This is a genomic window from Spartinivicinus poritis (assembly GCF_028858535.1).
Taxonomy (GTDB): domain Bacteria; phylum Pseudomonadota; class Gammaproteobacteria; order Pseudomonadales; family Zooshikellaceae; genus Spartinivicinus; species Spartinivicinus poritis.
This window is the reverse complement of sequence record NZ_JAPMOU010000035.1, coordinates 47,003-58,849: the sequence shown is the minus strand read 5'-3', so window position 1 is coordinate 58,849 and position 11,847 is coordinate 47,003. Positions and strand designations below refer to the sequence as shown.

The 11,847-nt window shown below is 38.9% G+C and carries 10 protein-coding genes; 6 read left to right on the top strand and 4 right to left on the bottom strand.

The window, feature by feature from the left end; genetic code table 11:
• From tssI to ORQ98_RS21135, 6 genes are all read left to right on the top strand, one after another.
• Nucleotides 1–1,158, top strand: a 1,158-nt coding sequence (tssI, locus tag ORQ98_RS21160) for a type VI secretion system tip protein TssI/VgrG (RefSeq protein ID WP_274690817.1), incomplete at its 5' end; no start/stop codon positions are given.
• A complete protein-coding gene (locus ORQ98_RS21155; protein WP_274690816.1) occupies nt 1,155–2,018 on the top strand; it encodes a DUF4123 domain-containing protein in 864 nt (287 codons plus the stop codon). The genes tssI and ORQ98_RS21155, both read left to right, overlap by 4 nt.
• Nucleotides 2,011–5,490 carry a toxin VasX gene (locus ORQ98_RS21150; protein ID WP_274690815.1) on the top strand — a complete coding sequence of 1,160 codons (3,480 nt, stop codon included), beginning with the start codon at nt 2,011–2,013 and terminating at the stop codon, nt 5,488–5,490. The genes ORQ98_RS21155 and ORQ98_RS21150 overlap by 8 nt, the downstream gene beginning before the upstream one ends.
• Nucleotides 5,483–6,520 (top strand): hypothetical protein, encoded by a 1,038-nt coding sequence (locus ORQ98_RS21145; RefSeq protein ID WP_274690814.1) that lies wholly within the window; start codon nt 5,483–5,485, stop codon nt 6,518–6,520. Before ORQ98_RS21150 ends, ORQ98_RS21145 begins: the two co-directional genes overlap by 8 nt.
• On the top strand, nt 6,517–7,233 hold the full coding sequence (locus ORQ98_RS21140; protein ID WP_274690813.1) for a hypothetical protein: 717 nt from the start codon (nt 6,517–6,519) through the stop codon (nt 7,231–7,233). Before ORQ98_RS21145 ends, ORQ98_RS21140 begins: the two co-directional genes overlap by 4 nt.
• A gap of 48 nt (nt 7,234–7,281) precedes the next feature.
• Nucleotides 7,282–7,515, top strand: coding sequence for a hypothetical protein (locus ORQ98_RS21135; RefSeq protein ID WP_274690812.1), 234 nt, complete (start codon nt 7,282–7,284; stop codon nt 7,513–7,515).
• Between the two features lie 20 nt (nt 7,516–7,535).
• Here the strand turns inward: ORQ98_RS21135 and ORQ98_RS21130 are convergent, their stop codons facing one another.
• The 4 genes from ORQ98_RS21130 to ORQ98_RS21115 form a co-directional block, all read right to left on the bottom strand.
• Complete coding sequence (locus ORQ98_RS21130; protein ID WP_274690811.1) at nt 7,536–8,333, bottom strand: substrate-binding periplasmic protein; 798 nt, start codon at nt 8,331–8,333, stop codon at nt 7,536–7,538.
• Between the two features lie 316 nt (nt 8,334–8,649).
• Nucleotides 8,650–9,459 carry a lipopolysaccharide kinase InaA family protein gene (locus tag ORQ98_RS21125; RefSeq protein ID WP_274690810.1) on the bottom strand — a complete coding sequence of 270 codons (810 nt, stop codon included), beginning with the start codon at nt 9,457–9,459 and terminating at the stop codon, nt 8,650–8,652.
• A 283-nt stretch (nt 9,460–9,742) separates the two neighbouring features.
• Nucleotides 9,743–11,140, bottom strand: coding sequence for a TRAP transporter large permease (locus ORQ98_RS21120; protein WP_274690809.1), 1,398 nt, complete (start codon nt 11,138–11,140; stop codon nt 9,743–9,745).
• The gene (locus ORQ98_RS21115; protein ID WP_274690808.1) at nt 11,140–11,679 is read right to left on the bottom strand and encodes a TRAP transporter small permease; all 540 of its coding nucleotides are present in this window, start codon (nt 11,677–11,679) and stop codon (nt 11,140–11,142) included. The genes ORQ98_RS21120 and ORQ98_RS21115 overlap by 1 nt, the downstream gene beginning before the upstream one ends.
• Nucleotides 11,680–11,847 lie beyond the last annotated feature (168 nt).

The following is an 11,847-nucleotide window of genomic DNA, read 5'->3' as shown; positions in this document are numbered from 1 at the left end:
CAGCTACAAAATTATGATGACCCTCGTTATGACGTTCAATGGCTGGTCGATGATGTATGGCACTATGGTAGCCAACCTCAATCGGTAGAAGAGTTTACCGGCAGTGGCAACAGTGGCTATAGCAATAAATTACATGCCAGCCCCAGAGATCATGTATTTAAAACTCAACCAGTTGCCCCAAAACCGAAAATCCGAGGCTCACAAACCGCATTTGTCACAGGCCCTAAAGGGGAAGAGATTTACTGCGATAAATACGGGCGGGTTAAAGTCCAATTCCATTGGGACCGGGATGGCAAATACGACGAAAACAGCTCCTGCTGGGTACGGGTTAGACAACCGCTAGCGGGTAATAAATGGGGAGACTTACTTATCCCAAGAATCGGTACTGAAGTATTGGTTAAATTTGTTAATGGTGATCCCGACCAACCGATCATCATGGGGTGCTTATACAATGGTAAAGATAAACCACCCTATAAACTCCCCGATCATAAAACCCGTACCACCTTCAAAACCAACAGCAGCCCAGGGGGCGATGGCTTTAATGAAATTCGCCTGGAAGATAAAAAAGGCAATGAAGAAGTATTTATCCATGCCCAAAAAGATTTAGACATACAAGTCAAAAACGACAAGCGAGAACACATCAACAACGAACGCCATCTAAATGTCGATAACTGCAGCTACGAACACCTTAAAGGGAAATTCCATCAAAAAATCGACGGCAACTACAACCTAAATGTTAACAAAGACATCCACACCATCATCAACGACTGTCTACATAGTACTACGGGGATAAAATACAGCATTCAGGCAGGTAATGAAATTCATATCAAAGCTGGCGACAAAATCGTATTTGATGCTGGCGTAGAAATGACTCTAAAAGGCGGCGGCAGCCAGGCCAAAATCAATCCTTCAGGTGTGCACTTCACCACACCGAAACTCAAAATAAAAAATGGTACACCGGGTAGTGGTAGCGGGCTGAGTATTCAGGAGCCGAATGTTGCAGTTGAGGCGGATAGGGATAAAGCGGGCGAGGAGCCATTTGCACCGCCGGAGCAAAAGGAAGCCCTTAAAAATGCTCTAGGTTGGGACATGATCTGCGAGGAATGTGTTAAGCAAAAAATATCAGATGAAAATACTGATATAGAGGGTGAGTCATGATACTTATAGATTACCCCTGGCCTGAATTACCTTGTTATCTATTATTGGATGGTGTTAGAAAACCAAAATTAAAACGTTGGATTTATGAAAATGAGGAAAACCCTAAATGTATATCGTTATATCTAGAAACTAAATATCACGATATCTTGAGTTGCTCCCCAGAGCTTGTGCAAACAGAGCTATATTCAGAGCTCTGGTTAAGTTATATGGATAAAGGAGTTCTAGACCATTGGGGGTTAACTTTATTTAGCGATGAATCTTTTACTGATGTATTGAATCATTGCCGTTGGTGGCTTCAGGTTCAAACTCAGGCTGGTACAATGGCATTATTTCGGTTATATGACCCTTCATTAAGCTGGCGGCTGTTTGCTGCTTCAACATCAGAACAACTATCTTACTTATTTGGGCCTATTAATGAGATCCATTGCTATTCAGATCAATGGCATCAGTTTTATAACTCAGCTCCTGTAATAGGTGATTATAGCCAACCAGTTCGTTTAGCTGATAACCAATGGCAAGCAATCAGCGATAGTAAATATGCCAGTTTTTTAAAGCGCTTGAAATCACATACCTTACAATTCTTTCCTCACTTATTAGAGGGAAAAAATATCCAGCAACAACAAGATTGGCTAGAAACACTGGTGCAAAAAGCTAACTCACATCAGTTTAATACCGTACAAGATATTTATTTTTTTACCAATGTTATCGGATATTTAGGAAGGGATGCGATGAATCCCAGCATTCACCCAGAAATCCACCAGTTAATTACTCAAAGTAGTGAATTAACACCTTCGCAACGTATAGAGCTCGCCGCTGTAAAAGCACAGCAATTTGTAGTAAGCAGGAAATCCCATGGCTAAAAAAACTGATGATGCAATGGTTGCTGCTTATCAGCAGGAACAAACAGAGCCAAAGGAGGTTGGGCAAAGTTGTCCATTTAAAGGCCCTCTTTGCTTATACCCCTTACGTTATGCCATGGTAGAGCAACCAATTGAAAAACATCCTGCAATTAAGCCAAATGTTAACACAACGGTAAAACCAATAGGGTTACGCTTAGCGCGAAAAGGTTTCTTATATTATGTGCACTCTAAATATCCAAACCGGGTAAGAGCCCAAATTATTACTGAGGAAGGAAAGTTTGCAGGTAGGCCATATTTAAAATTTCCTAGAAAAGGCACTCTTTGGGTAGTTTATTCAGAGATAGAGTGGACTAAAAAGAAAAAAAAGTATATTGCCGATAATGTAGAAGGCATGCGTAACCGTTTTATGCAAATGATTAACCTGGAAAGCTGTACTGCTGATAAAGGTTCACCTCATTTGTTGCCGTATAAGCATGGAACTGGCTTGATTGCTGAGTGTGAACCAGGTGAAATCAATGATCCATTGGAAGCACCTGCTAAAAAGGCTGCTCAAACAAGGAAAAGGCCCAGAGATACTAGTAATTGGTTTGAGTTTGAAACTGACCCCTTCTATTGGTCAATGAATAAAGTTGAGTTGCCAGGAGGCCATCACTTATCGAAGTTTTCTGGTAGTCCACCGAATGAGTCGGCCTTTATTTTATTACACGATGTGTTAGGGGTGTTAAAGGATTTAACTAATTTTCATGGTTATCTATCAGAATGGCAAGAAACCTGGAGAATGGATAATCAACAAAAATTCTTTGCAGCTGACTTTATTGAAAGCCTCTATACATATGACTTTAAAGAGGCTAAGAGTTACATCGAGCAAAGTAGTAAAAGTAACCAAAGCTTATCAAAGGACGAATATAAAATTCTTGAAGAACGTAAACAAAAGCAAGATGAAATTGAAGAAATAAACAAAGAAATCCACAATAGCATACCTACTATTAGTCATGACCCAGAAGAAGTAAGGAGAGGAAGAGAGGAGTATTATCGAGAGTTAGCCAAAAAGCAGGAACAAATAGATCAATTAAAGCGTGAAATTAGTAAATTGGAAGGTCAGATAAAAAATATCCAAGGAGACAATGCCGAAGGTACAATCGATAGTTTTGATGACTATGTAAAAGGTAAAGATGATTTATTTTCTGATTATGGAGGGCTTGCACCAAGAGTAAAAAATAGTACACGTTTTCAAGAAATGTCTACATTTATGAAAGAAAATCGTGCTATGTTACAACGCCATGATGAACTTATCGAGTTAATTGTTGCTGATCGTACAGAGCATATACCAAATTTTTATGAGGTAGCGTGGTATTTTGATTCAGAAGACCCATATCAGTATATAGATTATACAGAATGCCTATATGCTTGTATTAACTTTATATGTGAAACCCAAAAAGGAACAGAGTTTGCCCATGACTATTTTATTAAGCAGTTTGGCCCCCAAACGATGCTTACTCTTATGCCAACGGCTGATGTTGACTGGGTAAAAGTACATAATGAAGTGCGTAAAATGCTGGGTTTATACAAATCTATAGCGGGTGCTTTAACCCCTTTTCAAGATGCAGATAAATTAAGTGACCTTTTAAAGTTAAAAGATTTTGATAGCCCCCTGGTTCAGCGTATAAAAAATCTTCCCCAAACAGATCAACTTGCTCGTAGTGTACTCATTCCAGCCTATAATTTAGAAATGCAGCAACAGTTAGCAGGTGAGCTGGATAAACTAAAAGGAGAAAGCAAAACACAACTTAAGTCTTTTGAAAACCAGTTTATCAAGTTAATGAAAAAAAGTAACCGAGGTATGCATAGCTTTTTCTTTGAAAGTTGGGCTAAAGATGGAATTGATTTTAAGTTGGCAAGTGAAGCTGATATCCAACGGCTAGATACTTTATTAAAACAGGCTTCTACAAATCATCAGCAGGTTAAAAACCTTATTAAATCCTCGAAAGCACTAAAAAATCGACAGCAGACGATGACAAATCAAATAGATATTGACTCAATACGTCATAAGCGAGCTGTACTTAGAGAAAAAATAAATCAATCTCGTGCTCAACAAAAAACAGTTGTATCACAATTATCAGATATGACTGATGGAATATCTAAACCTGGAGCGGGGGCAGCTTCAGTTACCTTGATTCATCCAGATTTAGAGGAGTTAAGATCCAACTATAACAATGCCAAACAAGGTTTATGGCAGGGTTATGGTCACGCTGAGACCGAAATAGAGGTAAAAAAGTTAATTAGACCTGGCTTTTCGTTAGCTTTGAACTTATTGATTATGAATGTTATTAATTCTTACTTTGTAATTAGTAAATTAATGGATAAACCTGAAAGAAGCGCAATGGATGAAGTATTGCTCTTTGGAACCATCAGTGGTCTTGCTGGCGGTATAAATAGCTATATTTCAGAGGTATGGCGTAAAGGATTAAAAGATTCGTTAGAGAAGTCACAAAATCCACTAATGGCTAATAAGCTGGGTAAAGTAACTTTACTTTCTGGGTTTGCAGGTGGAATTTTTACATTTTTATCGTCCTTAGCTTATACAATTTATGAATTTGAAAACTTTACTAAAGCCAGTGAACAGGGAAATACGGGAGCTAAGTTTGCGTCTATAGCTAAAATAGGGGGTAATGTTTGGTCAGTCTATTTATCTGGTCGTCAAATGCAAGTTACAGGACATGCTGTTATACAAGTAATTATGGAGCGTAATGTTAGCTGGCGAATGGCTTTGGCAAGTCGTGCAACAGTTTTAGCCAGACTAAACTTATGGATGATTGTTGCCACAGCAATTGTAATTATAGGAGGATTAGCCTATGAAATGCTGAATCCAAGTAAACTAATATTATGGGTTAAACATTCTATTTGGGGTATAGACAATCGAAGCTGGGATTTTCCTACTACTCAACAAAAACTAGCTGAAGTTGTGTTAAGACCAAGGCTTGAAGTCAAGGCTGGTATTCAGCATATATCACAAGCAACAGGCCAATTTAGTTATAAAACCACTCAGACCTACTTAAAACATAGTCTAAGTTGCTTTGGAATAACACCAAGCCGTTTTGCTCAAGTTTTACAAATCCATCAATATCACCCTTTAGCACTATGTATTATCGTGTTGGTTGATGGAAAGTGGATAAATAAAACAGATGAAATATTAGAGACTGCAGATTTTACTGTATTGGAACAAGGGTTAAGAATTGACTATGATTGGCCAACGTACTTAGTGAAAAAAATATCACGAACAGAGTGGACTATTGCTGTTACACCAGATATAGCAGTAGAGCCGTTGGATAAAGCTTACCAATTTATCCGTTATAGCACCCAAGGTACCACAGTCACAGAAATGGCAGAAAATGATCGATTAACGACACAAGGACAATATCCTCTTATTGCTATATCCGATGACTATATAACAATGGGGCAAACTAATGATTAACCGCTCAGAAATGTCTGGTGGTACGACCTTTAAAGATAGGCTAAATCAGCTAATAATTCTATCTCCCTTGCCAGTTAATACCAATAATAAAGCAATTGATACCTCTGGATTTATTAAGAAAAAAGATTCCTCCAATATTGATATTGGAGGTGCAAGTTTTCGTTATGCTCTTGAAATCTTTGGAATGGCTATTTCAATAACTTGGGCTTTCGCTGTCGTAGCAATTTTAATTATGTATATGACAAATACTTCATCTAATATAAATTATCTCCTTTATTTTGCTATTTTTTTATTTACAATATCGTTGCCTTTATTTTTTATCATTCCAATTGTATGGAATGCTCATCGGAAACTAATTAAAAGCCCCTATCTACGCTTTAACCGTCAACGCCGAGAAGTGGCTTTGCCTTTTGGTGAGGGCAACACGCGTTTTACCATTATTCCTTGGGAACATATCTATGCTTGGGTGGGTACCTCCCGAACCTTAACGGATGAAATGACCCATGTTCAGTCCAGTTTAACCATTACCATGGCTAGTCGCAGTGATCCTCAAGGGTTTACTGGCCGTTATGAAATTATGTGTGGTGATGAACTGAACTGTATTATGCAGTGGGAATGTATCCGCCGCTTCATGGAAGATGGGCCAGAGGCTTGTCCTGATCCCTGTAATCTAGACACATTGGAGGAATACATTGATAGCCGTAAGCGCTGGAAGGAAAAGAAAGTCTTGGAAGGGTGGGATTATTGGAAACAACGCATTAGTGACTGGATGCATTGGTCTTACTTTGCCCATTGGTTTAGTGACTGGCAACAAACTAAATTACAAGATGTTATGCCAGCGGAAATTAAGCAGTGGTCACAGCCCATCCCAGAAGATCAGTGGGCTAAGCCTTCAGCTGAGTTAGTCGAGGCCAACGCCACGGTAGCAGCTTATTACCATCAGGGCGGTAAGTTTGGCGATCAAAGTATGCCAACCTTTGGCTTAAAGAACCCCCGTAGGGTAGTGGCGAGGGACGTTATCACTAAATGATTAAACGTAAAGACTATATCGCTGGCTGTCGTTTAAAGGAGGGAATGCAAGAAAAATTGGTATTATCACCTTTACCTATAAGCACTCAAGAGCAACCTTTCGATACTGTTGGTAATATGAAAGAAAAAACTAATGTGTATTTGGATGTTGGTGGCGGAAATACTCATGTTCAAATTGAACTGTTGGGGCTATTTACAATAATAATGTTTTCTATTTTTTTGTGTGTATGGTTATTCATTACAGGTATGTCTGGTTTTCAATTTAATAGAGATGATTTCCTATTATTAGCATTTATTTTAGGGATATTTTTAATTGGTGAAATGTTATTTATATATGGAATCTGGCAAACACATCGAGACTTAAAAAAATCTCCTTTTCTACGATTCAATCGTCAACACCGTGAGGTCGCTGTACCTTTTGGTAAGAAAAATAGCTTTATCACTATTCCTTGGGAGTCGCTCTATGTATGGGTAGAAACAGCCACCGTGGCGAGTGACACTATGATGGCTTCTACCTCCATTCTGATGTTCACCATGGCAAACCCTGATAATGAAGAAGAGTTTTGGAGTGGTTTTCAATTGGGCACAGGGGGACATGAAGCTAATTGTGTCATGTTATGGGAATGTATTCGTCATTTTATGGAAGAAGGACCTGAAGCTTGTCCAGAGTCGAACCAGCAAGCTAACCTGGCTGAATATATTCGCAGTCGATAGTATTTTAAAGAAAATGTCCTTACGCCCTGGGAGTATAAAAAGCTTAAAATGGCCGATTGGCTGCAATGGCGTTACTTTGCTTATTGGTTTGAAGGGTGGCAGCAAAAACGAATGGTTAAAAAGATACCACAAGAAATTCAAACATGGTCACAGCCTATTCCTGAAGACCAGTGGGCCAAGCCATCGAAACAGTTACATGAAGCGGAAAAAATTACGCAAACTTATTATCAGCAAGGTGGTAAGTTTGGTGGCAAAGATATGCCTATTTACCAACTGAAGTGACTGGTGGTAAAAATTGGAGGTTATTTTGTCTGTATCATTTTAATATACTCTTTGGTGTATTTTTCCACTAGCATGTCAACAGTTCCATCTTTTTTATACTTAACGATTTTTTGGTCAATGATACCAATATGATTTTCAAGGTTTTCCTTACTCTTTTTAGATATGGCAAAGTAAAATAATCCGGAATACAAGGGTTCGGGTAAAATCTCAATATTATCTCTTATTTTCATTTTTTCTAGAGTTAAGGTTCCTACATATTTACTATAGGGTATGAAGTCAATTCGTCCCAAGATTAGCTTTGTGAAATTTTGCTTTACAGTGCTCACTCTTTCTAAGTGAATGAGCGATTTATTTTTTAAAAGAAATTCATCAAATTCGGTTTTGAATTTGTCACCAATAATTGCGCCACCTCTACGGCCTTTTAAATCATTCCATTGTTTAAAAGGAAATGCGTTACCTTTCTTGACAAAAATCACTGCGGGATTTGTTAAAAAAGGGGTTGGAATATAAGTTAAGTATTGCTTGCGTTCTTCATTTTTATATATGCCTGCTATAAGATCAATTTTTCCTACTTTTGCTGCTTCTTGTACTCGAACCCACGGGCCAACAAATTTACTTTGGGCATCATGACCTAATTCAGATAAAATTCGTTCTGCTAATTCAGGGCCAACCCCCACAATGGCATTGTGTTTATTTTTGTACATGACCGGAGGAAATTCAGGGTGAGCAGATATGATAGTTTGCTTTTGAGCACCCTCTGTAGCTACAGTAATGAAAACTGAGCCAGCTAGCATGATGAATGGCAAGTGTATTTTCATATCCAAATTCCACTTGAGAGGAGTAGGGTGCCCTATATCAAAAGGATACTATATTTCTCGCCCCAATCACCTATTATTTATAGACTCATGGGATCTCGTCACTCGATGGCCGCACCTAAAAACCATTCGTCTTAGCTATATGAATGAGATCAATAGGGTTGGGTACAAGTTGTAACGATCACAAGAATGCTAAAGGGGCTTATTTATCTAGGCTACGTGGATTTTCTTGGTGATTTGATGAAATAGCTGGGATAGTGGTACATGAGTAAACTTGTTATGGACCACTATCTTTTCGTCTAGGCTGGATATGCGATGGTTATATTAATATAGGCGTATACTCTGAAACATGGTGCTCTAGGATATTGTAAAATGAAGCTTCATTTTTTAGTGATTTTCCGTGACTTAAATATTGATTAATAAAATAGTCTAAGTCTTGTTGAGCGATATGTTTGGTATGGCGAATAAAGCGAGCCAGGTCTTTGTAAAATCGCTGCTTTCTGAGTGGATTGCGCTTGGCTTTTTCTAAATCAATGAGCTTTGCAGTGAAAGAGGAGGATGACGGTACATCATTAACGAAGATATGTTTTGGGTATAAACAGTTATGAGTATAGCCTTTATCGTGTAACCCCTTGAGTGATCGTGCAACCGCTTTTAATACTGGCTGCCAAGAAGCTAAATGTTGAGAACGATAGCGTTGATACCATTGTTCAAGGCTGCAATAGCCTTCTAGTGCTTGGGTGATTAAAATCGCCTGGATACCATCTTTATGATGTCTCTCGCCATAGTACAGCGGAATAGCTGTAGGAATATTGTGCTGTTGAAGTACTTGTAGGTTACTGAATTCCCTGGAAAATGTCGGAATGCCTTGGATAGGGTGTCGAATTGTTTTGGTATTGTGGTTGAATTGTTTTTTGATAAAAATGGGGTGCCGTTCACTGGCTGGTGATTGTAACTCTATTTTTGAAACACCACTCCAACCGTTTCTTCGTTGGTTAGGGGGTTCTACCCATTGTTCTGGAAACTGCCATATATCTTCAAACTCATAAAAGTGGTTGCTCTCAAAAATGGCTTGCCAGGTAGGATTAGTGAAAAACTCCCGTTGGGTTTGGTGAGTTTTACTACTCATATTTCCCCCGCGTATACTTTTAGTGTTGTTTCATTTTTATTATCAATAGCTAAATCATCGATAGCTAATAACTTTTATATTTATGTATAAATAGGGTTAAATTTTAGGAAGCGTTTAGCAATAAAGTCAAAGCTTAAGGCAGGTAACATTGAGAAATTGAATGTATGTCTCAGATTATCTGAGGACTCAATTAAAGGGCCTCTAAAAATTACTATTGTAGATGGCCCTTAATACTGAAAGGAGTAAAAGGCATTGTATGCCTTGTGATGTGCCTTCAGTTGGTTTAATACCCTTGTAGCTTATCTATATATTCCGGTAAAAACAGCGATATCGATGGAATGTAGGTGATAAGGATTAAGAAGCCTAGCAACAGCATTAACCAGGGCAAAGCGGCTTTGATTACCCAACCCATACTTTGTTTGGTAATGCCTGCTGTAACAAATAAATTAAGTCCTACGGGTGGGGTGAGCATACCAATTTCCATATTAACAACCATGATAATTCCCAGATGGATAGGATCAATTCCTAACTGAATAGCAATTGGGAATAAAATCGGGGCCATGATTAATAAGATGGCTGATGGTTCCATGAAATTACCGGCTATCAGCAGCAGAATATTAACAACAATTAAAAAGCCCCAAGCAGGTAACCCCCATTCAACAATGGTTTGAGCAATAGCATGAGGAATTTGCTCGTTGGTTAATACATAAGCAAATAACATGGCATTGGCAATAATAAATAGCAACATCACACTGACTTTTGCTGCTTCTAAAACCACTTTTTTTACTTCAGCATCCACTACCGACTTAGGTAGTGCCAACGCCATTTGCCCGCAATTGCGGGTGATAGCCTTTATTATGGATTCGTCAGGGGTGCGCCATGGACAGTCTTTTAAAGGGCCAATATCCCGATAACCAAATACTGCAATCAAAAATGCATAAATGGCTGCAACGGCGGCTGCTTCTGTTGGGCTAGCGACACCACCATAAATTGCACCTAACACAATAACGATTAAAAACAGCCCACCGGTTGCTTTAATAGCCGAGATGGTAAATTGTTTGAAACCTGGAAATGTTTGTGCTGGTAGGTTTTTAATTCGAGCAACAATATAAATAGCGACTAATAAAATACCACCCATTAATAACCCAGGAATTAAACCAGCCATAAACATTTTAGCAGCAGAAACCTCTGTTGCTGCGGCATAGACTAACATAACAATAGAGGGGGGGATTAAAATACCTAAAGTGCCTGCGTTGGCAATTACTCCAGCAGCAAATTTTTCAGGGTAACCCGCTCGAACCATACCAGCTATAACAATAGAGCCAATAGCAGCAACCGTAGCGGGAGATGAGCCTGACACGGCAGCAAATAACATGCAAGCCAATACTGAGGCCATGGCCAGGCCACCTCGAATATGGCCAATACCTGCTAAGGCAAAATCGATTAAACGTCTTGCTACACCGCCAGTTGATAAAAAACCAGAAGATAAGATAAAAAATGGAATAGCCAGCAAAGTATAATGATGAGATGTAGACTCAAATAATTTTAAGGCAATGGTTGCCAAAGAAACATCGGAAAAAAATAGAATGGTTAATACGCTGGATAAGCCCAGTGCTACGGCAACGGGCATGCCGAGCAACATGAATAAAAATAATAAAGTAAATAAGGCAATTGTTGTCATTAGTCTTTACTCCCTTCTTTAGCCAGCGACATACTTTCTTTTGCTTCATTGGCAAACTGGAGGGTATTGGTTTCTCCTTTGATTAATTGGATAGCAGCCTGAATAAATCGAATGGCGAGTAAAACAAAGCCAATGACTAAAATACTTGATGCTTGCCACTTGGGGATAGGCAAGTCTTCCATTTCCAAGCCAATCATTTTTAGTTTGCTGAGATAAATCCAGCCGCCGTAAATAAATAAGCCACAGTACACCAAACAAAGTACTATGGTGAGTAGTGCAACCGACCGTTGGTACAGTGAAGGCAGTGTTTTTACAAATGCATCAACACCTATATGAGCCCCAGTTTTAACACCGTAAGAAGCACCAAATAAAACCAACCAGGCACCTAAATAAAGGGTAGCTTCTTCTGCCCAAATTAAACCCTGGTTAAAACCAAACCGCATAACTACTTCTATAAATACCAGAAGAGTCATGGATACCAGAAGCAGGCATAAAATAGCTACTTCCAGTTTATTTAGCCACTGGAAAATTTTTTTCATAATATTACTCGTGTAATTGACTGCTTAATCAGTGTAAAAACCTCTCCCTCTGAGGTTATTGCAAAAGTACTTCAAACTAAATTTCTTCTCCCCCTTGAGAGTGTCGCGAAAGTACTTTAAATCAAGTCCCTTCTCCCCTGTGGGGAGAAGGTTAGGATGAGGGGCTAG

What these genes read in the sequence shown, in the direction of transcription:
- ORQ98_RS21155 (WP_274690816.1), top strand. Translation starts at nt 1,155, where the DNA reads ATGATACTTATAGATTACCCCTGGCCTGAATTACCTTGTTATCTATTA.
- ORQ98_RS21150 (WP_274690815.1), top strand. Translation starts at nt 2,011, where the DNA reads ATGGCTAAAAAAACTGATGATGCAATGGTTGCTGCTTATCAGCAGGAA.
- ORQ98_RS21145 (WP_274690814.1), top strand. Translation starts at nt 5,483, where the DNA reads ATGATTAACCGCTCAGAAATGTCTGGTGGTACGACCTTTAAAGATAGG.
- ORQ98_RS21140 (WP_274690813.1), top strand. Translation starts at nt 6,517, where the DNA reads ATGATTAAACGTAAAGACTATATCGCTGGCTGTCGTTTAAAGGAGGGA.
- ORQ98_RS21135 (WP_274690812.1), top strand. Translation starts at nt 7,282, where the DNA reads ATGGCCGATTGGCTGCAATGGCGTTACTTTGCTTATTGGTTTGAAGGG.
- ORQ98_RS21130 (WP_274690811.1), bottom strand. Translation starts at nt 8,333, where the DNA reads ATGAAAATACACTTGCCATTCATCATGCTAGCTGGCTCAGTTTTCATT.
- ORQ98_RS21125 (WP_274690810.1), bottom strand. Translation starts at nt 9,459, where the DNA reads ATGAGTAGTAAAACTCACCAAACCCAACGGGAGTTTTTCACTAATCCT.
- ORQ98_RS21120 (WP_274690809.1), bottom strand. Translation starts at nt 11,140, where the DNA reads ATGACAACAATTGCCTTATTTACTTTATTATTTTTATTCATGTTGCTC.
- ORQ98_RS21115 (WP_274690808.1), bottom strand. Translation starts at nt 11,679, where the DNA reads ATGAAAAAAATTTTCCAGTGGCTAAATAAACTGGAAGTAGCTATTTTA.